The organism is Curvibacter sp. AEP1-3 (assembly GCF_002163715.1).
Taxonomy (GTDB): Bacteria; Pseudomonadota; Gammaproteobacteria; order Burkholderiales; family Burkholderiaceae_C; genus Allorhodoferax.
Genome location: NZ_CP015698.1, coordinates 3180474 through 3207017, shown reverse-complemented (window position 1 = coordinate 3207017; position 26544 = coordinate 3180474). Strand labels below are relative to the sequence as shown.

Below are 26544 nucleotides of genomic sequence, written 5' to 3'. Positions count from 1 at the left end.
TGCCCAGGAAAAGCATCTCACTTCAATCATCCTTGTATTGCAGCAAGAGACTGCTGTACCTCTCGATGTGTACAGAGAGTAAATTCTGAAGCCCCTTGACACTGGTTATCGGTCGCCTTTCACAATGCGATAAAAAAATTCTCATTTCGATGGCGTTTTTGCCTAGTTTCTTTTGACATTTTTTCCAAAAAATGTATAGATTAACTAGCCATGCAAATAAACCATGGCGATCCCCAACTGTCATCTCAGCAGCTTCAGATCCTTGCTGCTGTAGGGGTCACAAATAAGCTTGTGGGCGCGGGCCTGATTGTTGAATCAGCCACGCGCCTTCTTCAAGTTGCAGCACAACTCTGGCCAGACAGTCCCTTGGACGAGTGGCACAGATCCAGCATTGAACTCAAAAAAACAATTCGGTTGGCAGCTGAGTCAAGTGAAAGTGTTGCGACAACGCTCTTTCAACAGCCTTCCACCGATGTGCAGGTTTTCAATTTCTTTAGCGGGTTAAGCCTCTCATCAGATCTGCCTTTTCACCGCTCGGTCTTAGGACTCATTGGAAGATGTTGGGTCATTCATTCTCAGGATCAGCAGCTCATACCAGCATCTTTTACCAAAGGTATGAGAGCCTTAATCAATGAAACGTTGACAAAAGGAAAAAGGTCCAAGGATTGGAGGCAAATTGTAGGCATCGATATCTTGGACCCTGGTCAGGTTCTAACCCTCCTTCAAAACTTGCCTCACAGGGAGGCACCATCAGAACTGCTTCGAAATGTCCTACATGTTCTGGAACAAGACATCACTCCGATTTCCGAGAAGTCAAGTGAAGTCGAGACGAATCGACGGCTTGCCGCAGACAGTCCTGAGGATTCTTGGTGTGAGACGACAAATGCGTCTGAGCTTCATACCCACGAAGCGAGCACCTCAGAATCAGAGCCAGATAAGGTTGTCTTAGATTCTCGAAGAATTGGCGCCCGCCTCAACTCAGCTGACTATTCACCTGCAACGGCAAAGCTTGGCATAGACCACCGAGAACACCTACTGATAGCAGATCTCTCCTCCATAACTAAACGGCTCAGTGAGGACTTAACCGCAGAGGATAAAGTAGTAAAAGGCTTCGCAGCCTTCCATTTGCTGTGTTTAGTGACGGCCACTTCAGACAAGTATGTTCTAAAAGCTCAACTGACACCTCACTTAGACCACATATGGTTAGATATCAACTTAGGAACCTGGTGTTGGGACTTCTCGTCCTACAGGTACTCAGGTAAGGAGCGTCCCGAACCACCCAATGTGGAAACAATCAATGTTCCACTTCCAACGCGACTACTTGAGGTACTCAGAAGTGCTCACAATCCAATTGAACAAGCTTGTGTTGAAGACCTGATTTGTTCAATCCAAGAGGTAGATCAATTTGATCTAGAAGGCAGCAGAAGGTACCTTCAAGAACTCGGTGACAAGGCGCACCGCCCTTATCGGGCGCGCTGGTCAAAGAGCATGACCTCAGCCGTACTTGAGATAACAGGCAGTGATATGTTCACCGCCTTTGTTACTGCACAGTTTGCCTGCACCGCACCTGCTTCCCTGTATTACTACTGTCCTAGCTATGAATCAGTCTATCTCCGATTGGACAATGTTTTCAGCGTACTAGGACTGGGAACGGCCATCAGACCGTTTGATGAACACGACAAGATGGGAACAACTAAGCTCCCTTCAAAAGAGATTGTTCAAACTGGTTGGGCAGCACTTACAAGTGACATTGCGCATACAAAAGCAATGCTCATAAGCGCGGGGACTGATTGCCAGATAGTAGAACAGGCAAACAAGCTAATGGAGCTCCTAGCTGCAGCATTTGTTCTGATGTCTGCCCATCGATGCCAAAGATTTGATGAACTCACCTATGGGGCACTCACAAGTAGCCTTTGGATGTTAGTCATCCTTGACAAAGAGTACAGGGATGAATCCACCCGATCTCATCCACGATTGCTTGGCAAAACAGATCCGCTTAAAGCAATCATTTCAAGCGGTGTTTACTGCAGGGAACTACTTTTCAGTCGACTTGGAAAAGAACTTCCTGCCCCAACAGAGAACACCCCGGTTTTCTGTAACTACACACATGATCCTCATTTAAGTGAGCATCACATTTCTAGCAAATCAGTAAGTGAAGCAATCGCACGGTATTTCGATGAAGCGAACTCGAACTTCGGTAGGGCGCTTTGGATAACCACTATGGACGAAAACCATTGCGATCGCTGGCTGATTCGGGCTCTAAGTGGACATGTCAGAGACATAACACGAACAACTGGAGCCTATTTTGACATTCCACCTTCTGCAGTTGCATCTCAACTGGCTGATTGCATGAACTCACTGTTCGAGTCGACCTTTGGGCAAGCCAAAGTATCCCCTGAAGTAATAGAGGATCTACATTTCCTCCCAAGCATATCGACAGAAGACGAACATTTAACCGCCAGAGAAGCAAGACTATCCCCTCACACAATTCTGGAGCCAATTACATCCATAACCCTTACATGTGAGCGCTTGGCAGAAAAGATCCGCCTCGAGTTGAGAAGCGCAAGAGCAAACGACTTGAAAGATTCAACAAGGTTGTTCCTATCTCTAGTGTTCATTGACCTTCTTGACGGGCAAGCGATAGCTCTTCCAGCAGTTCAACAACCTGACAAATGGTTCTCAACTGTAGGGCTTCGCCGATGCATTAAATGGAACCGCCCCCATTTTGTTCATGCGTTCTGTTTTCCTATGGGCCCAGAATGTGCCTTGCTACAGAGCCAAGTAGGATCAAAATGTATAAGCCAAACAGATCTAACGAGAGACATTAAAAAGTTTTTCACACAAGCACTTGAAGTAGAAGTTCAAGGCGATGTTCTGATGCAGGTTTGTAGTTGGGCGCGGGCTTATAAGCGTGTTCATTTTCCACCATCCTTATTGGCAAGCTCCAGCACTTTTGTGGAATCACCGTGTCTAAACCAAGAGTCAATTGCTAGGTTAGCAGGCTTAACACCCACGTTCACTCAGGTACCAGAAAACACCAAACCATCCGAACGCAGCCGTGTTAACGTCACTGATGACATTGACCGTATCGGAAGAATCCTGAATCACTTCGGGGACACTAACAAGCGGCTTGGTGAGCGCCAATTAAGAGCAATAAATGCTTTGTCAGACCTACGTACGCTGCCTGACCAATGGAGTCCAAGTGGGCTTTTCTTACGGGACTGGGTTGGAGATGAACTGGTACGTAGCCGAGACAACCAAAAAGGCCGCTACGAAGTCTCTTCTATATCTACCTACTTCAGCAGGCTAAAGACTCAAATCGGATTTTGTGGAGAAGATCCATATGACTGGTCAAGCACAGAGTGGCTGCAATACATACTGTTACTTGAGAACAAATCTGGACGTGGAAAGTTTTCTTCTGATGAGGTGATCTCGGAAGGAACAAAAAATGCACTTGCAGCCTTAGCTAGATCTCTAATCCGGAGAGGCTATGGTTTTCCAAATGAACTCTGGACATACATCAATTTGGAAGAGACAGAATCAATAGCTCGCGATTCAGCAAGCTCTGTCCTAGTCACATCAAAGGATGTGGAAGTGATCTCAGCTTTGATTGAATCTGCTGTTGGAGACTACTATCCAAATTTTCTTCGATGCAAGTTCCGATTGAAATTAGGAACAGCTATACCAGTCAGAGCAGGCGAGTTTTCTGGCTTGAAGAAGATGCTAACCACAGCTTCCGGTGGACTAGTCATCGAACGTGCCGGATTTAACAGTATCAAAAACAGTCACTCGATTCGTATTGCACAACTAAGCACGCAAGATCAAGTTGAAATCAATGAGATTGCTGCTCAGCTTCGCGCGACTGTCACTGAGGGTGATCTGCTACTGCGAGGCACCGGAAAAGATCGAGACAATGAAGAGGACCTAAAGTCAATCACGATATTTGGAACAGTCCTAAAACGAGCTTTAGGTGATCCCAAAGCTCGTCCTCATAGCCTTCGAGCCACAACACTTCAAAACCTTACATGGCCCGACTGGCAATTTTATTCTGGTCTTTTCTTGAACTTCAAGATTAGCGCTTTTGAACTGCAGAAATGGAGCGAGAAGCTAACTGATTTCTGGCTTAGGACAGCGACAACTTCCGCGGTAGCTGGTCACTCTGGCATTGGATCTGCTATTCATAACTATTTGGCAGGTTGGACAGTGGTTCACTCTCTCTATTCAGCTCGTCTCTCTTTGAACATACCATTTCAGAGCTCTTACCTAGCAGGCCTCGGCGTTTCTGGTGAGGCGTTTCGCCAGGCGAAGTCTCGCACTAAGGGAGACTCAAAAAATACTTGGATTCTTTTTGACTGGCTTGAGAAAAAATTAGCAACAGAACTCAAGGCTATTCAGAAAGCACAAAGTCCAAAGGTTCCTGGACTTTCAATTGAAAAGAAATCCTCAAATCTCCAATCGCATGGAGCACCAAGGGAAATTTCTTCTGAACCTCGACCCCAACCCAAGAAACTCGCGGAAAAAGTCAGTCCCCATGCGCTCCACTTTGTAGTTGCACGTAGCCTCGGAAAGTCATCTGAAAGTCTGCAAAACGACCTTCTATTAAGCAACGAGGAGGTCAAGCGCCTCAGCAAATTTCTTCTCCGAGAAGAACTGGTTGCAGAGTGTTTAAAGCGCGCGAGGAATGCAGCCCAATCAAGAGGTATTTCTGCGCAAACCAGAATTCTTGCAGAAGAAACGGGCATTCAATTACTTGAGTGGGTAGCAAATCTTCATGGGTCTAAACTGGAATGCGCCAAGTATGGATTTTTATGGTTCTTACCAAAGGAAGCGAAACCAGATCCTGTGGATTTAGAGACATGGGAAGAGCTTTCGGATACTTTGCCAACCCTTTTCTCTCTACAAGTGCACCGCGGGCGCCATCACTTGAATCGGCTTGAGCTTGTTTACCAGGGCAACCACCGTCTTTCTTTTAGACCTGAGCGCGACATAGGCGCACGACACCGTGTGTCTATGCGGCTTAGTAGCGATGCAGACAACCGTGTCCAAACGTCACGGCTGACCTCGCTCACGCAACTTGCCTTGTTAAGTTATCTATCAATTAAGGAAGATGAAGATGTGTCCTAAGCCAGATATCGATCCACAAAAAAATCATGTTTCAATGATTTCGGTTCCCAAGCACACCAAAAAGCTTGTCACTGATTCAGACATGATTGAACAGAAGACTTCCCCCAAAGTTATTACTAACAGTGAGGTTGTCAGACTCAAAGATGCTGTGGAGTCACTCATAGCAGCTGAACGAACTCTAAGAGATTTATCTTCACATCCCCGTGATATGTCTGCAGTTGTGGTGTCTGCGGAGAGTCTCAGAAAACTGGATCTAATGCTAGTGAGAATACCGAGCCGACAGAAGAATTTGGGCGATGATGAACTTTCAAAGATCAAAGAGGAGGCAGCAATTAGTGTTGAGCTGTCGAAGAAAATAAAGCCGTTGGTTAAAAGAATATCGTCCGAAGAGATATCTGCTGATGAGTTGTACCAAGCCATTACTAACGACCCAAATCCAGACCTCGCAAGGAGACTTCTGGTTGGAGCCACGAAGTCTCAGTCAACTGTCATCTACGATGATGATATTTTGATTCCGAGTGCAGAAGAAGTGGTAGGCAAGATCACGCTGCCTTCAAAGCAAGTACATCACATGAAGATAAAAGTGATGCAACTCGATTGTGAGCGACAGACAGTAGTTGGCAAGCTCATGCAACTTAATGAGTCTTCAAGCATTTTTTCCCCAGCAGACTTGGGGATTCGGTCATTCCCTGTGCGAGTTCCTGACAACAACAACTTTTTTTTATTAAGTCAAGCCTCCGCATTAGGCTCGCCTGTTGATGTTGCGCTTGTGATTGAGCTCTCTGTAGCTTACAGAGGGTACAGCTACTCGGGTAATTTGATCAGCATCAAAGATGCGCCCAAGCTTGCGCTCAAGCTTCAATCCTCTATGAACGAACGAACGAACACACTTTTTAATTAGAGTGACTAACAAGATCACCTAGTACGGTCAGTTCAATACCGACATTACTTTGGTTGCTGGATGTTGAATGGGGATCAAGCATGAGTCGCTTTGCTCAGACCTTGTTTTCCTGTTTATACATTCGGCAATCAGCCGAAAAGCATAGCTCTCATACTAGGTTGGTAAGGTGATCAAGGTCCAGCATTGCTCGATTTAACGGCGTAGCTTTGGCCAAGTTCATCCACACAGCGAACGGCAAGTGATTGAACTGCTTCTTTGGTGCCACTCTCAAGATCTCCAGCCTGTCCTGAACCAGCTGGATCACGCCGCACTCCACAGGAATCTCTTCCGGTTCAGCGATGGGTCTGTCTTTGGCATCTCGTCCCAACACATACCAGCACTGCCCTCCCAGCTCCAGATAAGCAGCTCGCTTCTCAGGTCGTTTGAGATCTCCCAGCAAGTCCGCTCTGTTCACTTTGATCTCATGCACGACTGGCTCGAGATAGGCCTGGACTGATGAATTCCGTATGGAGAACACATCCGGCATGCAGTAGCGCCAACTGCCCTGCTCTTCTTCCTGCAAAGTGACCTTGGCTCTGAGACTCAGATTGGTCCATACCAGCCGACCTTCCTTGAGCATTTCGTGAGCGACCTTTTCTACGAGCGCTTCGTGGGGATCCTTGGCTTGTCGATTGGAGTTGGCTGCCTGTGCGAGGAATTGGATACCTGCGTTAGTTACTCGCATGCGTTCATGACCACCCTCTTCCTGCAGCCGCTCCAGAAGACCGGCAGCCAGGAGTTCGATCTCCACGACATCCAAGCAAGGCCATCCTGCAGAGCGGTACATGTCTCTGAGTCTTTTGGCATGTACCTTTTTGAGTCCTATGCCATTGACGACTGCGATGTGCTTGGCACTGCGCAGCTTGTGGGTGTCTTTGCTGGTTTCTGTTTTGGTTTCCGTCATGTCTCAGGCCCTCGCCACTGGCATGTCATCCCACCGGGTGGTGTACGCCGGGGTTCTGCGTAGTTGCTTCATCGACCACTCTCTTCTCACCCCCTCCAGTCCGGCACTAGCGGTCAAGACCGTACCTTTGCCGAAGCGCTGATTCAGGGTATCCATGGCAGTCATGAGGCGAGTTCGGTCTTCTTCTGCATCTCTGTCCTCCAGGTCGAGCTCTGCCTGCTGGTTGGTGTCGGGTTGCAGGTCCAGCAGCATCACACCCGCCTTGGCGTAGTTGAATCCCGGCTTGAAGATGTGATTCAAGCCTTGGAGCGCTGCTTTGACGATGCAGGCCGTGTCCGCACTGGGTCTGCGAAGTGGAGTGACCATGGAGCGGCTGTACTGGAGATCCTTGCGGAATGGACTGGTACGGATGTAGACCAACACCTGTCCAGCCTGGCTGTGTTGCTTCCGGACTTTTTCAGCTGCTCGGGAGGCGAACTCTGTGACTGCTTCAGCTATGTGATGCTGTTCGGTGATGGGGCGACCGAAGGATCTCGTACAGGCAATCTCTTTTTTGGCAGCCGGGGTGTGATCCAGATCGATGCACGGAGTGCCCTGAAGCTCCCGGACAGTTCTCTCCAGCACCACAGACCACTTGCTGCGAACGGTGGCAGGGTCCAGCTGCATCAAGTCCAACACCGTGTGGATGCCTCCCTCTTGCAGCTGCTTGCTGATCTGCCTGCCCACACCCCAGACTTCGTTCACCGCTGTAGCTGCGAACACTGCTTCGCACTCAGACTTCTCTAAGGATGCGAGGTTGCAAACTTGAGCGAGCTTGTTCGGGTAGGTTCCCGGCTTGCGTTCGGCGGTCTTGGCGATGTGATTGGCGAGCTTGGCCAACGTCTTGGTGGGTCCAATGCCGATGCCACAAGGAATGCCTACCCACTGCAGGATGCGAGCCCGGATCTTGTGGCTGCGCTCTACCAGGTCACCTTTGACGCCACTGAGGTCAATGAAGGATTCATCAATGCTGTAGATCTCCTGGGCAGGGCCAAGACCTGCTGCCAGGCTCATCATGCGATCAGACATATCGCCATACAACGCAAAGTTGGCAGACAAAGCTACCAGGCCTGCGTCCTCGGCCAAGTGCTTGATTTGGAACCAGGGTGCACCCATGGCAATACCCAGCGCCTTGGCTTCGTTACTACGGGCGATAGCACATCCGTCGTTGTTGGACAGGACGACCACAGGCTGACCGTTCAGGCTGGGTCTGAAGACCCGCTCGCACGAGACATAGAAGTTGTTGCCGTCCACCAGTGCGTACATAGAAGAACTGACGGACGTGTTTAGGCCGATGGAAACTGCTTGATGCAGCTGGTGACCACACCCCAGATTTCGATGGTCTGGCCTTCCTTGGGAACTATGTCCGGATAAGTGGGATTGGCAGCTTGCAGCTTGACCCGTCCGGCACGCTGATACAGCTGTTTGACGGTGAACTCACCATCCACCACAGCGACCACGATCATCTTGTGCCGCGGTTTGATGGCTCGGTCGATGACCAGTATGTCGTTGTCGAAAATGCCGGCATCCCGCATGGAGTGACCGGAGACACGCTGCAGGAAGGTCGCCTGCGGGTGAGTGATCAGGACTTTGGACAGATCAATGCGTTCAGCTCCGAGGTCCTCTGCCGGGCTGGGGAAGCCTGCGCAGATGCGTGTAGGGACGAGGTCCAGCAGGCATGGAGAGGCGGTGCTGGAAACCGGAGGATAGCTAACGCAATTACTGTACATTTATACAGTTTAACGATCTGGCCGCCTAAACGCAAACCGGTGGGTTTCGGGTAGGCTTGAACCAACCCAAGAAGGCTACATAGACCACATATGCGCCGCTTACTGAAAACGCTCAGCCACTCGTTCATTCTTACCCTCGCGTTACAAGGCAGCGTTGCTTTCGCATGGGGAAGCGATGGACACAAGATCGTGGCCATGCTGGCAGAGGCCCAACTCTCCCCCACAGCGCGCAAAGAGGTTGATCGCCTGTTAGCTCAAGAACCAGGCGCTACCTTGGCAAGCATTTCGACGTGGGCCGACGAACACCGCAATCCTGCCACTGCTGCTTGGCACTATGTGAACTTCCCTCGTGGCGATTGCAACTACCAGCCAGAGCGAGACTGCCCCGATGGCAAATGCGTGGTCGCTGCAATTGACCGACAGATTGAAGTCCTGCGCACAGTTGGTGACGACGAGAGGCGACTGACAGCCTTGAAGTACGTAGTGCACTTCATCGGGGACATTCACCAACCCCTGCACGCAGGTTTCGGAGATGACCGTGGAGGCAACAGCTACCAACTTCAGGCCTTCATGCGTGGCAGTAACTTGCATGCTGTGTGGGACACCGGACTTATCAAGTCGCTACAACAAGAGAACGAACAGATAGTCAAAAGCCTGCTGTTGCGGCCTCTGTCACTTCAAAAGACTGCATTCAATGCCGCGTCAACTGCGATGGAGTCTTGCCGAATAGTCTCTCAACCTGGCTTCTATCCCGACAGGCTAGTCACGCCAGAGTATGTAGACCGGTATGTGCCAGTGGTGGCCTATCAATTGGCGCTTGCAGGGAATCGTCTCGCGCAGGTTTTGAACGAATTGAAGTAGCCTGCTTTTGATTCCGTTGATTCCTAATTAGTCCCTAGAGAGATAGCTAGCGACCAGCAAATCGTGACTCCGTATACTGAGATTGGTTGATCCAATCTATTAACTACAAGGAGCCCGTCGTGCCCATTCCAAAAACAAGTCTTTCCGCTATTCAAAGCGCCGGAGCCGCAGTCCATCAAGCAGACGCCTCTCTGAAGGCTGTAGTACAAGCGTACGCGGACCAAGTTCGTCTAGCGATGAGCAGCAACCCATTTGACTTACAAGCAGACTCACTGTTCGAGGAATGGAAAACGGTCGCTCGGTTGTCTCAGACCCTTGAACAGATAGAGGCAGAGCTTCGTAAAGTACATCAGGCTGCCCAACAACTCGGTGAAGGTGGATTAGGAAACAACAAGTCCAGAGCGCGACTTGCCGCACCTACACCTCGGGAAGCACTGCCTGTGTTGGCAAGCACGACTGTGATTGAAACCATCGAGGCAACGGATGTAGTTGCCAAGAAGCCAAAGAAAGCAAAGGCGGTCAAGAAGCCTGCTGGTACTCCCAAGGGAACACCCAAGTCCACGCTTAGCCCCAATACCCAAAAGCTCTGGGATCACCTGAAAACGGTGCTGAATGCCAAGAAGTTCAGTGAAATCAAGCGGACCCAAGTCGGTGTTTCAGCGGGTCTGCCTACAGGTTCAGTCGCAGCGTCATTCAACAAACTGCTAGAAAATAGCTATCTGGAAGAGAACACTTCAGGTGGTCTGAAGCTGATCTCCAAAAAGTAATCACACACCAAGGAGTAGAAAACGATGAACAAGGGCGAATTGATTGAAGCATTGGCTGCAAAGTCTGAATTGTCAAAAGCTGCTGCTGGACGCACACTGGATGCTTTGATTGAGATCATCACTGCCAAAGTGGCCAAGAAGGAAGATGTTCAGCTGATTGGCTTTGGAACCTTCAAGGCAGCCAAGCGATCTGCGCGTACTGGCAAGAACCCACGTACCGGTGAAGCATTGAAGATTGCAGCGACCACTGTGCCGAAATTCACTCCTGGCGCTGCATTCAAGGCTGCTGTGGCCAAGAAGAAAAAGTAAGCTCGTTTACCCGATCGCAAAGGCGCTCGATGTGACTATCGAGCGCCTTTTCTTTTGATGACATTTTCCGCTTTAGGACATAGGCGGACCAGCGACAGCGTCTAGTCCCTGGCAGTTGTTTGTGGTTCGGAATAACCGCCACTAGCTACTCCGCTTTTTTAATATTTCTAGTCAAGCTCTCAGGATAGCTCGATAGAGTGAAAATCGGATGTACTTGTTCGACGGACGAAACGACCTGCTCTTACCCCAGTACCGCGACCGCTGGAGGTGTAGCTCAAGACGCCGTTTACCCACACCTGCTCAATTCCTTCGCTAAATTGTTTAGGATGCTCGAAGGTCGCTAAATCGCGAACATGGCCGGGGTCAAAAACCACAACATCAGCGATACGTCCGGCATCTAGTACCCCTCTTTCACCGAGACGAAAACGACGGGCAGAAAGACCTGTCATTTTGTGAATCGCTTCCTCAAGTTGTAGGAGTCCCTTTTCACGCCAATAGCTCGCAAGCACCCTCGGAAAAGCACCCCAAAGGCGTGGGTGAGGACGTTCATCATGTGGAAGACCGTCTGAGCCGATCATGGACAGGGGATGTGTAATCACACGCTCCACATCATCTTCGCGCATCTGGAAGTAGCAGGCTCCGCCCGGTTTAAGCCGTACCGCTGCCTCCTGCTGGCTGACGCCCCATTCACGAGCAATGTCTGCCAAATATCTTCCACCCATGCCTGGATAGGGCTGACTGCCGGTGATAAGGATGTCGATAATTCCGTCGACCAAGTCTTCACGCAGCACAGTAGAGCCGGCTGTATACGGGTAGACATCAATGCCAATTTCCTGCTCCATTGCGAGTTGCTCAATTAGTGGCAGCGTCTCGCGTGTTCGCCCCCAGTTTGCGGGTCCGGCGCACTTGTGGTGCGAGATTACCAATGGAAGTCCGGCGTGTTTGGCTGTCTGAGCTGCTTCCTGTAATGCAGGTAGGATGCCTGCGAGTTCATCCCGGATGTGTGTGGCATATACACCGCCGTTGCGTGCGGCAACAGAGGCTACAGCAACCAGCTCATCCACGTCGGCGGCATATGCCTCGTTGTAAAAGATTCCCGATGACAGGCCCAGGGCTCCCGCATCCATTGCTTCTTGCATGTCAACTGACATTGCGACACGCTCGGCTTCTGTGGCCGGCTGACGCAAGTCCGACATATGTCGCATACGTAGTGCCGTGTGTCCCATTAGGGCAGCTACATTGACGGCGGGCTTGGCGGTGTTCACCGCGAGGGCGTAGTCAGACATACTGCCGTGCCGGAACTGAAGTCGCCCCAATAACGACAGAGGCGCGTTGGGAGTTTGCGTAACAATGGGCGCCAGCGAAATGCCACAGTTACCCACAATCACCGTTGTGATGCCCTGCGATAGTTTTGGCAGCATGTTTGGATCGTCGAGGACTGCCGCATCATCATGAGTGTGAACGTCGATAAATCCAGGAGCAATCACTTTATTGCTGCAGTCAAAACGATCGTATTCACCTAGCTTGACCAAAATGTGCGGGTCAATTTGGCCTGGTGGTGCGATAGCCAGAATCCGGTCCCCGCTAAGCAATACATCACCATTCCTCCAAGGTGCACCGGTACCATCCACTACTTTCCCGTTTGCCAACAGGGTTGCACGCGTCATGTCATCCCTCCAGACGCGGGTGCTGAGCATCAATGTTGCCGGTGTATTCGGCACTATCGAAACCGTGTTTGTGGAGCAGTTGTTTGAACTGCTGCAAATCACGCGTCGCAACCGGTCCAAGTTTTTGCGCAAGACGGACCATCAGAATTTCAATCACTACCAAGTGTGCAAGGTACGCCTCAGTACCCACTCTCATAACTGCATCTTGAGGGACAGACACTGCCAAAACCAGATCGGCGACTTCCGCAAGTGGAGTGTCTGGTTGTGTAAGTGCAATCACAGTTGCACCCTGAGCGCGCGCAAAACGTGCGGCTTCCAATGTGTAGGGCATGCGCCCGACGTGTGAGATGACAAAAGCCACACCGCCTGGACCTAATGTACTGGCAGAGACAAGCTGCTGGTGTGCGTCGAAGATGGCGTTTGCAGTGCGACCCAGTCGAAATAGCCGACTCTGCAATTCACTGGCCATAAAAGTAGAAGCTGCACCAACCGAGTAACAGTCGATACGGCGCGCCGTTGCCAGTTGATCGGCCACCCGGTCCAAGAGATCGGCATCAATAGCGCGACCCAGTTCGGTGAGTGACGAAACAGCGGCATGGACTATTTTGCTGGCGACGTCTTGGGCCGTGTCGTCTGCCAATACGCTGCGGTGCAAATGAGAGCCACTGACTGCCAAGTCCTGTGCCAGCGCGACCATAAATTCACGCACTGAGTCATGGCCGAAGCTGCGGCAGGTACGCACGATAGTCGGCATGGATACACCAGCCTGCTGGGCCAGTTGCTCCACAGTTGCCACGACTGCGGCTCGCGGGTCGTCAAGGACAATGCGCACAACATTGCGTTGCGCCTCCGGTAGTTCTGATTGGCGCTCGCGCAGTTGCTGCAGCAAACTTACGTTCAAAGGTGTGCTCATAGTCAAATCAGAAGCGAGTGCTGATGGCGTCTGTGATTGAAAAGTCTTCATTCACAAGCGGTAGCCAACGCCACTTATCAAAAGTGGTGCATGGGTGAGAAATGCCTAAAGCGACCCTATCTCCCACCACAGGTGCTGGACCATTGGGGTCGTAGCGTAAATAAGCATGGTGGTCGTTGAGGGCAGTCACAGTCCAATCCGCAGGCGTTTCATTTGCTTGGCGGCTGCCCTTGAGAGCCCAGCGCACAGGGATGGGCATTTCCAAGTCATAAGAGAGGTCGCGGCGGCCACCACTTAACAAGGCAAGACCTGCCTCAGGGACTGACTGAACCATAGTCCAAACCTCGAGCGCAGGACGTAGAGAAGCGTCCAGGCCTTCTCGCTGCTCCACATGTTTAAGAAATCGCCGGTAGTTGCCGTGGTCGTGGGTAATGTAGCAACCAGACCGCAAGACACCCAGCACTGGTTTAGACATCCCTTGTGTGCGAAGTAGGGGCACTACCAAATCAAATACTGCCGAACCGCCAGCAGTGAGCATAATTTCCGAATCTGAAAACAGGCCAAGTGCGTCACATTGGCGAGTAGCCTCTGTGACCCGGCGTACAAGTGCCGTTACCTCTCGGGTATCGTGCTCGCTGTCACAACGAGCTACACCGCCCTCGTAACATTCCACACCGCCTAGCTGCACTGCAGATGAAGAGGCTATGGCTTTAGCCAGCGTCACCGCTTCCTCCAAAGTGCGACACCCTGTGCGCTGGCCGGGCACACCAATTTCCAAGAGCGTGTCAAATCGATGAGTTGAATTCCGGCGTTTTGCCCAGTCTTCAATAGATGCGAGCTGCGAAAGTGAGTCGATCAGGAACCAAACACGAAGCGCTGGGAAATGCTTGATCAGTGCGTTTAGTCCGTCCAAGTCCGCATCACACAGGACTTGATTGGCAATGATGGCACGCCGCACTCCGGCTTCCACCCCTACACTTAATTGGTACACCGTGGCAAATGTCAGCCCCCATGCGCCTGCCTGTAGTTGGCGAGAAAACAATTCTGGTGACATAGTGGTTTTGCCGTGCGGAGCAAAAGCAACACCCTTGCGAGTCACAAAGTCATGCATCCATGCCAAGTTGTGCTCAAGAGCTTCACTACGCAACACAGCTGCGGGGTAAGGCAGATCACCGTCGAGCACATTCCATTCTTTACTTTTGAGTGTTGAGGCAAGACACGGTTGGGCCGCAGTAGGGAAGCCTTTAAATTGCTGATTAAGAAGAAAGTCGTTGCTCATTTGGTATCCGTTATGTTTGCGGTTTTCCAGCAGGCATTCAAATGCCCAGGTTGTACCTCGACCAGCTGCATATTTGCACTAGCGCATCTGTGTTCAGCAATAGGGCAACGCGTTCTGAACACGCAACCCGTGGGTGGATTAGCAGGGCTGGGAAGGTCACCTTGAAGCAAAGGAATACTGCGCCGCTGTGCTGGGTCGGGGATCGGTGCGGCTGCAAGCAGTGCACGGGTGTAGGGATGCTGCGGGTTTGCATAGAGTGCTTCAGTAGGGGCAATCTCCATGACTCGTCCAAGATAAAGGACTACCACGCGGTCACACAGATACTCCACTACGTCTAAATCGTGTGAGATGAAGAGTAGTGTCAGGCCCAATTGATCTTTCAGCTCTCCGAGTAAGTTCACTACCTGTGCTTGAATTGAAACATCGAGAGCTGAGAGAGGCTCATCAGCCACGATAAACCGAGGCTCTACTGCCAATGCGCGCGCTATACCAATGCGTTGGCGCTGACCTCCAGAGAATTCGTGCGGAAAACGATCGGCATGTTCAGGGCGAAGACCCACTTGTTGTAGCAGTTGCTCAATGCGTGGCTGACGTGCAACTCCCTTGGCTAAGCCATGCGTATCCAAGGCCTCGGCCAACACATCACGAATTCGCATACGCGGATTGAGGCTGGCGTAGGGGTCTTGAAAAATGATCTGAATCTCTGAGCGTAGCGACCGATACTGGCTTTGAGAAAGCTTAGCCAAGTTGTGCTTGAGCTCGCCTTCGTTGTAATGCATGTTCCCACTGGTTGGGTCCAGCAAGCGTGTCAAAAGTCGACCTATGGTGCTTTTTCCTGAGCCGGATTCGCCGACCAGACCCAAAGTCTCACCTTGGTAGATGGTGAAGCTCACATCGTCTACCGCCCGAACCGGGTGACTTCCTGTGCCGAAGTACTTTCGTAGAGACTGGATCTCCAACAGTGGTTTGGTGCCAATTGTTGTTGTGCTCACGCGTGCACCTCGTGATGAATGCAACGCACGCGGCGCTGAGCTGTGGTTGATACGAGGGTAGGCATATTGGTTTCGCAATCTGTCTGGCGGCTGATGCAGCGTGGAGCAAAAGCGCAACCCGGCGGTGGGGCCAGCGGGCTTGAGACCTGTCCGGCAATCGCCACCAATCGACGGCGTGGAGCATTTTCGATATTGGCTTGACTTGTCATTTCACGGCGTCGGGCCACACCGGGCAAGCAGGCTAGCAAACCACGGGTATAGGGATGGTCCGGTTTGGCAAACAAGTCATGAACCGGTGCTGACTCCACAATGCGGCCTGCATACATGACAGCAACCGCATCCGCGTACTGCGCGACTACACCTAGGTTGTGTGTCACAAAGAGCATGCTCATTCCAGTTTCTTTTTGGAGCCGTCCCATGAGTGCGAGGATCTGAGCCTGAATAGTGACATCCAAGGCAGTGGTTGGCTCATCAGCAATCAGCAGTGTGGGGTTGCATGCCATGGCAAGTGCAATCATCACGCGCTGGCGCATTCCTCCGGAGAGTTGGTGTGGATATTCGTTCACGCGCTGGGCGGCGGCTGGAATTTCTACCAGCTCCAACATACGACGCGCATGAGCATGAGCTGTGCTTCTGTCCATCTTCAGGTGCAATCTGACCGCCTCTGCAATCTGCTCACCTACCGTCAGCACCGGGTTCAAGCTGGTCATGGGCTCTTGGAAGATCATCGCCATTTCATTACCACGCAGGGTTCGCTTTCGGCTCTCAGGCATGTTCAACAAGTCGACAGTTTGGCCATCACGTTGAATGAACAATGCTTGACCTGTTACCTGCGCTTGAGAGGTACGGGCATGCAAACCCATGAGAGTCAGACTAGTGACTGACTTTCCGGAACCGGACTCGCCCACTAAAGCGAGGGTCTGCCCGGGCTCAACGGAAAAGGAGACATCAGCTACGCTTTGTATCCGCCCGCCGTCGGTCGCAAACGAGGTCGAAAGATGACGGACTTCAAGTCTTGGAGACTTTGTTGCCAACGGGTTTTCTGAGGAACTCATACGGTCTTTTTCAGTTTAGGGTCCAGCAAGTCACGCACGCCGTCGCCCAGCATTTGCAAGGAGAGCGCCGTGAGAACAATCGCTACGCCCGGTGAGAAGATGGTCCAGAAGGCCTTGTCGGCATAGTCCAAGCTGCCAGCAATCATGGTGCCCCAAGTGGGGATGTCTGGTGGCACGCCCACGCCTAGAAACGACAGGCCTGCCTCAGCCAAGATGGCGTAAGCAAAGATGAAGGTCACCTGCACGAGGACGGGCGACATCAAGTTGGGCAAGATGTGACGCCACAAAATGAGTGGTGTTCGTACACCCAATGCTCGCGCTGCATCAACAAACAGGAGCTCTCGCAGCACCAAGGTAGTAGCTCGGACTACTCGAGCTACACGCGGGGTGTAAACAATGACGAGGGCCAGAATCACATTCCACAACGAAACTCCCAAAATGGATACCAATGCAATACCCAACAAGATGTCGGGGAAGGACATCATGGCGTCCACAACTCTCATTAGCGGTGCGTCAAGTCGTCGGAAAAATCCAGCAAACATACCTAGCAATGTGCCTAGTAGCACAGCTCCAGCTGCAGTGACAAAGCCAATCAGCAATGAATATCGCGCGCCATGAATGATGCGCAGCATCACATCCCGTCCAAGCTCATCGGTACCGGCCCAATGGGCAGATGAGGGGGCGTGCAGCCGCTCGCCAATGGACAATGCATTCGGATCTGCGGACGATACCGCGGGGAATAGCAACGCCATTCCCACTACGCCAACTAAAAGCATGGCAGAAGCCAGCACCACTTTTCGTGAAAACAAGCGGCGCAGAGTGCGAATCAACGGTTGAAAACGGGTGGGGGTCATTGCGCCTCCAGGCGGATGCGGGGGTCCACCAGCGTGTAGAGAAAGTCGATGGCAAGGTTGATGAAGACGTAGATTCCAGCAATCACGAGCAGGGTGCCCTGAATGACTGGGTAGTCCCGGCGAAGTACAGCCCGTACAACCAAATTACCCACCCCTGGGAGATTAAAGACAGTCTCGGTTACTACAGTGCCGCCAATCATTAAAGCCATGGTCAAACCCAGCACCGTGACAATAGGCACAAGTGCGTTGCGTAGTACATGCTTGACCATGATGGTGCTCTCGGGGAGCCCTTTTGCGCGTGCAGTGCGCACATAGTCCTCACCCAAAATGTCCAACATGGACGCACGGGTGAAACGGATGATGAGCGCAGAGTTGAGCATGCCCAAAACAAGCGCTGGTAAGAGCAGATGCTGCAGGCGCTCACCCAAGGTGGCTGTAGGGTCGCCATAACCCGAAGCTGGAAACCAGCCCAGCTTGACAGCAAAGAGCTGAATCAAGATCAAGCCTAACCAAAAGCTTGGGACGCTGGCTCCAAGCATCGCTACGCTGCTTACCGCTTGGTCTGCAGCGCTGCCTCTCCAGATTGCAGCAGCCATTCCACAAGGAACTCCCACAAGCGCTGCTATTCCAACTGCAAACAAAGCAAGGAAAAGGGTTGGTTCAGCCCGCTCCAACAAAGCCTGTGCAACAGGCCTTTGCAGGAAAAGCGAAGTGCCAAGATTGCCTTGCAGCACTTCCCCCATCCAGATTGCGAACTGCAAAGGTAAGGGCTTATCCAGCCCGTACTGAGTCCGAGCGGCGGCAATGTCTTCAACAGTGGCCTGGTCACCCAATAGCAAGGCTACTGGGTCCCCGGAGGCCAGACGCGTGAGGCAAAACACCAGCACCGCCACCAGGGCCAGCACCACGAAGGCGCCGCCCAAGCGTTTCAATAGAAATCGCATCATTTGTGGTCAGTTCTTCAAACCTGTGTTCCAGAAGAACGGCCAGACCGCAGGCGTGTAGCCCTGCAGCTTTGCCGAACGCGCAGAAAGGCTATTGAATTTGCCCACTTCAATGAAGGGAACTTCTTCATAGACAACTTGCTGAACTTTGCCCCATAGCGCGCCGCGCTTGGTAGGGTTGGTTTCTTGGTTGAAGGCCGACAGAGTGGACTTCTTGGCAGCTGAGTCCCACCATCCTGGTGCGCCATCACCCAATTGTGGTGGGGAGAGCATCGGCTCGGGCAAGAGTCCGGAGTGTGTGAAGTAAACATCCCAGAGCTTGGCGTCATTGCGACGTTGAACAAGGGTAGCCCAGTCAACTACCTGCAAGTCTGTCTTAAACCCCGCCTTTTTGAGCTGCTCAGACATGACCAAAGCCATGTTGTAGTGGAACTCATACTGGCGGCTCGCCATGATTCGGATTGGTTGATCCGCGTTGTAACCAGCTTTGGCTGCCAAGTCTTTGGCAACAAGGGGATTGCGCTCGTTATAGAGTTTGTTTCCAGCGTCCGAGTAGTAAGGTGTTCCTTTAGGGAAAAAATTTGGCTCTACGGTGAAAAAGCGGTTGTCTCCAAAGCCCGCAGCCATCAGCTCGCCGGTACCCACCGCTGTTTGTACAGCGCGGCGCATCGGCTGATTTGCCAGTACCCCTTCTTTGGTGTTGAAGACGATATATGGGAAGCCAAAGTTCTTGGTCACGATAGGTACGACCGCGGGCGCACCTTTTTCTACCCGCCCGATGGCCTCCACAGGTAGGAGGTCTGCGTAGTGGAATTGGCCAGATAGAGAACCTTCTACACGTGTGTTTGCACTAGGTACAGGCACAAAGCGCAACTCATCCAAGATGGCTTCGCGCTTGCCGGCATAGCCGCTAGAGGGTTCCTTTCTTGCGGTGTAGCCATCAAAACGAGTCAGCACAGTGAATTGATCGGGGCGGCGTTCTTTGAATTTATAGGGACCAGTGCCGATGAAATCCTTGAGCTGAGGAGCGATGCTCTCTTTGGCCATGATTGCAGCCATCCCACTTGGCAACGCTAGTTGAGCCAACAAAGGAGCGTAGGGATTTTTAAGCTTTAGCTCGACGCCAATTGAACCTTTGGCACTTAAAGATGCCACTTCTTTACCCACTGCTTTGCCGCGTGGTGAGAGCTCCATCCAGCGTTGCAGAGAGGCCACGACGTCATCCGCTGTCAGTTCGCGGCCATTGTGAAACTTTACGCCCTTTCTCAGAGTGATTGTGTATGTCAAGCCGTCCTTGGAGACTGTAGGCAGGCTTTCAGCCAGCATAGGGGCAATATTCCAGTTGCCATCGAATGTGTAGAGCGGCTCATAGACGTGCTGCATGATGGTGCCCACCAAGTCAGCTGTGCTGACCATCGGATCCAAGCCTTGTGGCTCTCCTACCATGGCCAAGTTCACTGCACCACCCTTGGGCATAGCACTGTTTTGGGCCCATGCAGATGCGCCACCTACTAGGAGGGCCGTGGCCAATACTGAGGCCTTCAGAAGGACTCGGCGAGTGCCATTTGTAGTCGCTGCCAGCGTTTTGACCTGATGGATTTCAGAAGTTTGCATTTAACACCTTGGAGTAATAAGATTACACAAAAAGCACGCTCAATGCCAGAATAGCGGGGATAAATTGCCATTCAGGTTTAAAGTGTGTAAATTCTTTACTTAAAGGAGAAAATCAATGACAGTAGAAACCCTAGGTCAGTCCCCAATTTCTTCGGACCGCTTGGCTCGTCCTCTTTCCCCCGCAACACGTGCCGGGGACTTTGTATTCGTATCTGGTCAAGTTCCGACTGATGACCAGGGACAGGTTATTGTGGGTGGCATCGAGGCGCAGACGCGTCAAGTGTTCAAGCGTGTAAGCGATGCATTGGCACTAGCTGACTGCACACTCGCAGACGTCGCCAAGGTGAGCGTTTGGCTTGCAGATGCGCGCGATTTTGGCAGCTTTAATCGGGTTTACATGGAGTGCTTCGGTGAGCACCGACCAGCACGCTCAACCGTGGAGTCGCGCCTCATGATTGATGCGAAAGTAGAGATTGATGTGACAGCCTACAAACCACGAGCCTGAGTCATGGAGTCGATTTGGGACTTGGTGGCACTCGGGGAGGCTCTGGTTGAATTTAACCAGACTCAACCCGGGCAACCGCATTACCTGCAGGGCTTTGGTGGAGATACAAGCAACTCCTGCATTGCGGCAGCTCGTGCGGGCGCTCGCGTAGCCTATCTTTCCCGGTTGGGTGAAGATACGTTTGGCGACGAACTTTTGCGTCTTTGGGCAAATGAAGGCGTAGATGCCTCAGCTGTGGAGCGAGATACGCAACAACCTACAGGCCTCTATTTTGTAACGCATGGCCCTCAAGGGCATTCATTTAGCTACTTGCGCAAAGGATCAGCGGCCAGCTGCATGACACCAAAATGGTTGCATAGGCACGCAGCTGAGTTGCTAAAGCGAAGCAAACTTTTGCTTGTGTCAGGCATCTCACTAGCAATTTCTCCCCAGGCATTCGACACGGCGGTGCAGGCCATGAACTTTGTCCGGGCCGCAGGCGGGAGGGTAGCGTTTGATCCGAACTTGCGCCTCAAACTCTGGCCTCTTGAGCGGGCAAAGGCATCTATTTCACATGCGGTGGGTCTTTGCGATGTCTTTTTGCCCGGTGTGGACGATATGCAAGCCCTAATGGGTTTGAGTGAACCAAACGACATCGCCGACTGGGGTCATGCGCGTGGTGCAAGCCTTGTGGTCGTCAAGATGGGCAAAGACGGAGTGCTATTTAGTGACCTCGCAGCCGGACGCCACCGTGTACCTGGTCGAGTGGTTAAGGCAGTCGACGCCACTGGAGCAGGGGATAGTTTCAACGGAAATTTTCTTGCTCGTCTGGCTTTAGGGGACGCTCCGCTAGCTGCAGTCCGATATGCCAATACAGCCGCGTCACTCGCGGTTCAAGGATACGGTGCGGTCGCTCCGCTACCCACACGCGCACAGGTGCAGGCGGCAATGTACGTCTAAAGGGAGTGCTTTGTAGTGGGGGGGCGTTTGTCCCGAAATTAATCGTCCTTGGGCTACAAGCCCCCCCGTACCCTGATTGCTAACAGTCGCAATGGGCCATCTGGAGTCCGTCAAGGTCGACATCTGAACGACCGTAGTCGCGGCAAACGTGAAGTCGACGACTGCCCGCTGACAGGCACACAGGCTAACTCTCAGAAAGCCGACATTCGTGAGCGACAGCTTCCGCTGCATACCGGCTGTCCATCGTACCCGCTCACTAAGCCAGCGGTGAATGTCTGTTATCGAGCAATGAGTCCGAGCTTGTCGACTTCTGCTTTGGGTCGACAGCCGCTAAGGGCCAGTTGCGGATCTTGGTGAATGTCCGCTTTCCAGCACCCGGATGAATCAGACTCTCCGTGGGACCCTCAAGATCCCAGAGTGGGTGCTGATCAAACTTCCGTTTGCTCCGCCATCTCCAGAGCGTCCTCCACCTCAATCCCCAGATAGCGAACCGTGCTCTCTAGCTTAGTGTGCCCTAGGAGCAATTGCACCGCTCGGATGTTCTTGGTACGTCGGTAAATCAACGTTGCCTTTGTTCGGCGCATGCTGTGTGTCCCATAGGCAGAAGGATCCAATCCGATTTCATTGATCCAACCATCAACGATGCGGGCGTACTGCCGCGTTCCGATATGCGGTGAGTCATGTACCCGAGAAGGAAACAAGTAATCTTCAGATTTCAGGCCCGCCTCCTTGATCCAATTCGAGACCGCCTCTCTGGTTGGTTGCGTGATCTCAAACTGGACAGGAAGGGACGTCTTTTGCTGCATCACGATTGCACGGGCACTGATGTGATCCCCTTGGGCAATGTCCCGCAGTCTTAGTTTCACCAAGTCGCAGGCGCGCAGCTTGCTGTCCAAGGCCAGGTCAAACATGGCCAACTCACGAGTGCGGTGACCAAGTTGAAGGCGGATTCGGATGGCCCAGATGTCTTTAAGGCGCAGGGGCGCCTTTTGGCCAACGATCTTTCCCTTGTTCCAAGGCTCCCTGTGTGCTGTGTCTGAGTGTGCTTCCATGATGAACTCCTTCAGTTGAGGGGTTCAAACTCTGGTCACTGACAGGACGAAGTTCAAGAGCTCCGTCAATACGCACCCACTCGATGCCTGAAAGGAAAAATCACTCGAATGAGGGATGGTTTGACAGACTAAACAACGTCAGAATTGCAGCGATAGCAGACATGTCGCGGCATCCCCCATTTGGGGGATATTCAATGTACCGGCCGACTGACACAATGCAGCGAAAACAGCCGTTCCCCAGGCTTCTTACAATCTGAACCGAGTCAAAATGAAATCGGCAAATTATTGCTACCAATGAAGAGAGTCGTCGCGATTTTCGCGTTGCTTGGCCCAATCCTTGGATGCCTAACCTTCATTTTTAAACTTGGGCCTTTCGTCCTTCTCGGACTACCTTTTGTACATCTCTTTGGATTGATTCCAGCGACCATCGCAGCAGGTCTCTTTATCGGACTAACAACTATCCAAAGGCGTATCCTTCACGAGCCTGAACTAACCAAGTCATGGGCAGCGATATTGGGCGTTCTGGCTGGTTCAGGCGGGGCACTCCTTTCACTATTGGTGGAACTTGTTGCCCCCGTTTACCGAATGTCACCAGAGGGTTTCGCTTTTTTACTTATTCCATCTATTTTTGCAGGCGCGATTTGCGGAGTTTTGGCCCGCAATTCCATTAACGTTTCACCAATATATTTTGGTAAAGGTTCAGGCCCTTTGAATCCTCAGCGCGAGCTCACCTGTCGCGACTGCGCGTGTAGGAACGATGTTTCAGCAGAACGTTGTACTTGCTGTGGTGCATCACTTTTTCAACCTAATGTTATTGCACGCACCCCCAGAACGGTTGAAGTCGATGCTTCAAACGTTTCGGCGGTAAAGCAGACGGATTGACTGCTTTCTTATAAGTCCTACGTCCGGTTTGGAACTCGGTGAAAGACCGCTTCCAGCCTTTAGATGCCTCAAATAATGTTCGGAATTGAATTACATGAAGCGCATCGTCGACCTAGAGCTGTGGTCACGCCCTCTTGAGGCGCAAATGCCATTTGACGGTAAGCTCATTGCAGAAGAGTGCAGGGCATCAACAAGTCTCCCCGATGACGTTGTACTTGGACTAAGTTTTCTTCCCGACTCCACGGACATATCAAATCTTGAAACTTCCATCTCGCGCGGTGAAGTCACGACACAAGCTTTTCAAGAGTTTTGTACAGAGCACAACCTTAGGCACGATCAAAACGACCCATTGAGTGCATGTAGGTTTTTGGCCGATGCGTTTGGACAACCACTCGCTTGGTTGCACTTTCCGGCAGATATAGAAGGATTAGAGATGGCGCAACTGATGTTCGCCTGGGCGTCAAATAGAGGCTTTCTTTTAATTGATGCGCAGAGAGAGTCACCACTATCGATGGATCAGATAAGACGATATTGGAGTCTCTAATGTTGAACTTCCGCTTTGAAGAAGATGGGATGACTGCTTTCATCCTGCAGGCGCCTCAACTGCGACATGAAATCTGCTGCGGGGGTTTTCAACCCCACGAACAACATTCGGAATTGCAATGATTGACAGAGAAGTAAATCCAGTCGAATGGTCTTCATTTATGCAAGAGCTGGAGGACGCCAACGAGCATTTGGCGAAACTAATTGCGGATATCAATTCCGCTCCAGATTACGACAGTGCAAATTTGAGGGTGGACTTGGGACATGTGTTCTCACACCTAAACCGCGCCTGGGCCCGTCGTGACTTAACCAGAGACTTTACAGATGAAGAGTGGGAGCGCGCCAGCTTTTTCCCCAATGATCTTGACCCAGTATGAGCTCCATTTACATTCCTAACAGGCGGCTCCCACCGCCCGTTGCGAAGAGCCGTCGGTGTCTGCTATCAGCCTTCTTGTGCCTCCGCTTCGCTGGGCCGAGACAGAGTGTGGATTCACCCGAATAGGGGATATTCGGTGGCCGATTCACACATGAGAATCGTCTCATGTTCGCTCACTGTTTATTTTGTGGCCTCCAACGTAACCTCAAGTAAGCTTGGATTCATTGTTTTAGATTGCATTAAGGATAGGTTCTGTGTTCACTGAATTGACAATTCAACGCCTAAGCGCAGGAACGGTTTTCAAGCTCGCTGCGATAGGAATGGCTTGCACCTTTCTGCCACTCTGTGTTTTTTTCGGAGTGCTGGCTGCTTTCGGGGCGCCGACGATCACTTGGAACGGGCAGCAACTGACCGGCGTGAGTGGGCTAGCAATGTCCCCCGTGATAGGGCTAATGATCACAAGCTTAGGCACCCTATTTTTGGGCTCGGCATGCGCCTTCGGGCTCTGGATTTATTCATTGGTTCGCCCAGTGAGTATCTTAGTGAAGAACATTAAGGGGCCGAATGCAATCTAACGGTTTGTTCGATGCGGTCAGGCGCCCTGCCGCAATGTGCGATTGACCAACCAAAGCTGTGTAAGTCAATGCCAATGAATGCCGGTTAACACTAACGTTTAACTTCATTTTCCAGCCTTTTGTCTTCTTTGCTTCGCAGCGGAAGCGGACACTCAAAAGCATATGAATCGAGGTGGTCCAATGCTCTTTTCAAGCGTCAATTTCTAAGATTTTTGGTGTAAGCCTCAAAAGAATGAAACGCTCAACACTCCAAGCTCTAGTGGATGCTGCTTTTCAGGCACGTGTAGCTGCACACCCCGAGTTCAGAAATGCTCATTTGGTGAGAGCTGTGAACGAGGACAGCGATTTTGGTTATCAAACGCATCGCATTTATCGTGCAATAGACGGTACTTATTTCCTATTCATTTGCACCGCTGGACAAGACGGGTTCTTTACGATCTTGACGCGTGAACGCGCTAAAAATGCATCGCGCTCGAGTCCCGAGATATATCGAAAAGAATTCGCTGCTGAAGCAATTTGAACCGCTGCTATCAGCCTGTTGGCGCCTCGACATTGCAGCGGGAGCGGATGTTTGCAACTTCACCCCCAAAGCGCGAGAAGCGCTCAGCCTTGGCCTGCAGGATTACACCAACCATCACACTTTCGCCTGAATACTTATTACGAAGCCGATGACTCCAACTCGCCCGCTGACTGACGACGAAATGAATCTTGCCCGATGGATGCTTGACAACGGCTCTGCCGAAGCATCGATGTATGTCGACCAGCTGTTGCGCGCTGAAGCTACGAGTTGGCGTTGCCCGTGTGGTTGCGCAAGCTTCAACTTCAAAATTAGGGGCCTGCCGGAAGCGCCTCCCGGGGTTCACATCATCGGCGACTATCTGATTGGAGATGACGCCCACCTTTCCGGAGCTTTCATTTTTCAGAGTGGTGGCATCCTGAGTGGCGTGGAGTTGTATGGATTAGCCGGTGAGGCTCCAAAAGTTATCCCTATGCCCAACGAACTTCGCCGAGATGACGATCCGCCGCCAAACGCACGACAGCTTTCAGCCTGAAGACGTCTCAGCTTTCAGCGGAAGCAGACACGAAGGTCCCCTCGTGTGATAGGCAGGCGACGACTGATTCTTACCTATCATCGACACTTAGGCTGCACCAGCGATATCCACCGAACTTGAAATGAACGTCGGCTTCCTCATCATCCTACTCTTTGCTTCAATCCCATTCCTCTTCGAGTTCGAGACGCTTGGCTCTAATCCAATGACAACACTGTCTTTTGGTGAAGTTTTGCGTTTGCGAAACTTTCGGGGTCAACGGTGGGCTTGGGGCTTTGGAATTTTGCTCATCATGATTACTTTGCTTGCTGCTGCGCCAAGCGCTTCTGGCAAGAGTTACTCAGTTGGCATCGGCATGCTCTTGGTCGTTGCCTTGTCGCAGCTTTGTATTTGGGTCTTTGTCTATGTAAGGGTTCGTAGAGCCAGAGCTGCGCCAAAGGATTACGGGAAAGATGCAGGGTAATTCATACGCCAACAAATACTTTGAAAGTCTGCAATCAGCCTGAAGACGTCTCAGCTTTGCGGCGGAAGCGAACATTCGCAACCTACGTTCAATTTGAACGGAGCCTAGTCAAGCTGAGAAAAGCTAGTTGCCGACTTTGTCGTATTTGATATACCTGTACATCCATCT

At 51.6% G+C, this 26544-nt stretch carries 24 protein-coding genes; 12 read left to right on the top strand and 12 right to left on the bottom strand.

Features of this window, described 5'->3' with window-relative positions:
• Positions 1-210 precede the first annotated feature (210 nt).
• The gene (locus AEP_RS20760; protein ID WP_157673187.1) at positions 211-5124 is read left to right on the top strand and encodes a hypothetical protein; all 4914 of its coding nucleotides are present in this window, start codon (positions 211-213) and stop codon (positions 5122-5124) included.
• Positions 5114-6025 carry a hypothetical protein gene (locus AEP_RS15035; RefSeq protein ID WP_157673186.1) on the top strand — a complete coding sequence of 304 codons (912 nt, stop codon included), beginning with the start codon at positions 5114-5116 and terminating at the stop codon, positions 6023-6025. Before AEP_RS20760 ends, AEP_RS15035 begins: the two co-directional genes overlap by 11 nt.
• Before the next feature lie 148 nt (positions 6026-6173).
• Here AEP_RS15035 and AEP_RS15030 read toward each other — a convergent pair whose 3' ends face one another.
• Genes AEP_RS15030 through AEP_RS15020 form a run of 3 tightly spaced genes read right to left on the bottom strand, consistent with a single transcriptional unit; the run spans position 6174 to position 8737 of the window.
• Complete coding sequence (locus AEP_RS15030; protein WP_232459842.1) at positions 6174-6968, bottom strand: hypothetical protein; 795 nt, start codon at positions 6966-6968, stop codon at positions 6174-6176.
• A gap of 3 nt (positions 6969-6971) precedes the next feature.
• The gene (locus AEP_RS15025; RefSeq protein ID WP_087496131.1) at positions 6972-8273 is read right to left on the bottom strand and encodes a Y-family DNA polymerase; all 1302 of its coding nucleotides are present in this window, start codon (positions 8271-8273) and stop codon (positions 6972-6974) included.
• A gap of 20 nt (positions 8274-8293) precedes the next feature.
• The gene (locus AEP_RS15020; protein ID WP_087496130.1) at positions 8294-8737 is read right to left on the bottom strand and encodes a LexA family protein; all 444 of its coding nucleotides are present in this window, start codon (positions 8735-8737) and stop codon (positions 8294-8296) included.
• Positions 8738-8827: 90 nt separating this feature from the next.
• Here AEP_RS15020 and AEP_RS15015 point away from each other — a divergent pair, with 90 nt between their 5' ends.
• The 3 genes from AEP_RS15015 to AEP_RS15005 all read left to right on the top strand — a co-directional run bounded on the left by AEP_RS15015 (position 8828) and on the right by AEP_RS15005 (position 10674).
• On the top strand, positions 8828-9598 hold the full coding sequence (locus AEP_RS15015) for a S1/P1 nuclease (RefSeq protein ID WP_087496129.1): 771 nt from the start codon (positions 8828-8830) through the stop codon (positions 9596-9598).
• 119 nt (positions 9599-9717) lie between these two features.
• Positions 9718-10365 (top strand): hypothetical protein, encoded by a 648-nt coding sequence (locus AEP_RS20755; RefSeq protein ID WP_157673185.1) that lies wholly within the window; start codon positions 9718-9720, stop codon positions 10363-10365.
• A gap of 24 nt (positions 10366-10389) precedes the next feature.
• Positions 10390-10674 (top strand): HU family DNA-binding protein, encoded by a 285-nt coding sequence (locus AEP_RS15005; RefSeq protein WP_087496127.1) that lies wholly within the window; start codon positions 10390-10392, stop codon positions 10672-10674.
• Positions 10675-10853: 179 nt separating this feature from the next.
• On the opposite strand, the gene AEP_RS15000 is transcribed toward AEP_RS15005, so the two are convergent.
• Genes AEP_RS15000 through AEP_RS14965 form a run of 8 tightly spaced genes read right to left on the bottom strand, consistent with a single transcriptional unit; the run spans position 10854 to position 19992 of the window.
• The gene (locus AEP_RS15000) at positions 10854-12341 is read right to left on the bottom strand and encodes an N-acyl-D-amino-acid deacylase family protein (RefSeq protein WP_087496126.1); all 1488 of its coding nucleotides are present in this window, start codon (positions 12339-12341) and stop codon (positions 10854-10856) included.
• A 1-nt stretch (position 12342) separates the two neighbouring features.
• The gene (locus AEP_RS14995) at positions 12343-13254 is read right to left on the bottom strand and encodes a MurR/RpiR family transcriptional regulator (protein ID WP_087496125.1); all 912 of its coding nucleotides are present in this window, start codon (positions 13252-13254) and stop codon (positions 12343-12345) included.
• A 7-nt stretch (positions 13255-13261) separates the two neighbouring features.
• Positions 13262-14533 carry an amino acid deaminase gene (locus tag AEP_RS14990; RefSeq protein ID WP_087496124.1) on the bottom strand — a complete coding sequence of 424 codons (1272 nt, stop codon included), beginning with the start codon at positions 14531-14533 and terminating at the stop codon, positions 13262-13264.
• A complete protein-coding gene (locus AEP_RS14985) occupies positions 14530-15525 on the bottom strand; it encodes an ABC transporter ATP-binding protein (protein WP_232459841.1) in 996 nt (331 codons plus the stop codon). Before AEP_RS14985 ends, AEP_RS14990 begins: the two co-directional genes overlap by 4 nt.
• Positions 15522-16580, bottom strand: a complete 1059-nt coding sequence (locus AEP_RS14980) for an ABC transporter ATP-binding protein (protein ID WP_087496123.1) — start codon at positions 16578-16580, stop codon at positions 15522-15524. The genes AEP_RS14985 and AEP_RS14980 overlap by 4 nt, the downstream gene beginning before the upstream one ends.
• Complete coding sequence (locus AEP_RS14975) at positions 16577-17434, bottom strand: ABC transporter permease (protein ID WP_087496122.1); 858 nt, start codon at positions 17432-17434, stop codon at positions 16577-16579. The genes AEP_RS14980 and AEP_RS14975 overlap by 4 nt, the downstream gene beginning before the upstream one ends.
• Positions 17431-18381, bottom strand: a complete 951-nt coding sequence (locus AEP_RS14970; RefSeq protein ID WP_087496121.1) for an ABC transporter permease — start codon at positions 18379-18381, stop codon at positions 17431-17433. Before AEP_RS14970 ends, AEP_RS14975 begins: the two co-directional genes overlap by 4 nt.
• A gap of 6 nt (positions 18382-18387) precedes the next feature.
• Positions 18388-19992 (bottom strand): ABC transporter substrate-binding protein, encoded by a 1605-nt coding sequence (locus tag AEP_RS14965; RefSeq protein ID WP_087496120.1) that lies wholly within the window; start codon positions 19990-19992, stop codon positions 18388-18390.
• 115 nt (positions 19993-20107) lie between these two features.
• Here AEP_RS14965 and AEP_RS14960 point away from each other — a divergent pair, with 115 nt between their 5' ends.
• On the top strand, positions 20108-20497 hold the full coding sequence (locus tag AEP_RS14960) for a RidA family protein (protein WP_087496119.1): 390 nt from the start codon (positions 20108-20110) through the stop codon (positions 20495-20497).
• A 3-nt stretch (positions 20498-20500) separates the two neighbouring features.
• A complete protein-coding gene (locus tag AEP_RS14955; RefSeq protein ID WP_087496118.1) occupies positions 20501-21436 on the top strand; it encodes a sugar kinase in 936 nt (311 codons plus the stop codon).
• Between the two features lie 428 nt (positions 21437-21864).
• Here the strand turns inward: AEP_RS14955 and AEP_RS14950 are convergent, their stop codons facing one another.
• The gene (locus AEP_RS14950) at positions 21865-22488 is read right to left on the bottom strand and encodes a tyrosine-type recombinase/integrase (protein WP_087496117.1); all 624 of its coding nucleotides are present in this window, start codon (positions 22486-22488) and stop codon (positions 21865-21867) included.
• Between the two features lie 180 nt (positions 22489-22668).
• Between AEP_RS14950 and AEP_RS20750 the strand changes: the two genes are divergently transcribed.
• From AEP_RS20750 to AEP_RS14925, 5 genes are all read left to right on the top strand, one after another.
• The gene (locus AEP_RS20750; RefSeq protein ID WP_157673183.1) at positions 22669-23370 is read left to right on the top strand and encodes a hypothetical protein; all 702 of its coding nucleotides are present in this window, start codon (positions 22669-22671) and stop codon (positions 23368-23370) included.
• A gap of 94 nt (positions 23371-23464) precedes the next feature.
• Positions 23465-23914 carry a hypothetical protein gene (locus AEP_RS14945; protein WP_087496116.1) on the top strand — a complete coding sequence of 150 codons (450 nt, stop codon included), beginning with the start codon at positions 23465-23467 and terminating at the stop codon, positions 23912-23914.
• Positions 23915-24032: 118 nt separating this feature from the next.
• On the top strand, positions 24033-24290 hold the full coding sequence (locus AEP_RS14940; RefSeq protein WP_087496115.1) for a hypothetical protein: 258 nt from the start codon (positions 24033-24035) through the stop codon (positions 24288-24290).
• 1275 nt (positions 24291-25565) lie between these two features.
• On the top strand, positions 25566-25916 hold the full coding sequence (locus AEP_RS14930; RefSeq protein ID WP_157673182.1) for a hypothetical protein: 351 nt from the start codon (positions 25566-25568) through the stop codon (positions 25914-25916).
• 121 nt (positions 25917-26037) lie between these two features.
• Complete coding sequence (locus AEP_RS14925) at positions 26038-26376, top strand: hypothetical protein (protein ID WP_087496112.1); 339 nt, start codon at positions 26038-26040, stop codon at positions 26374-26376.
• The last annotated feature ends 168 nt before the right edge of the window (positions 26377-26544 follow it).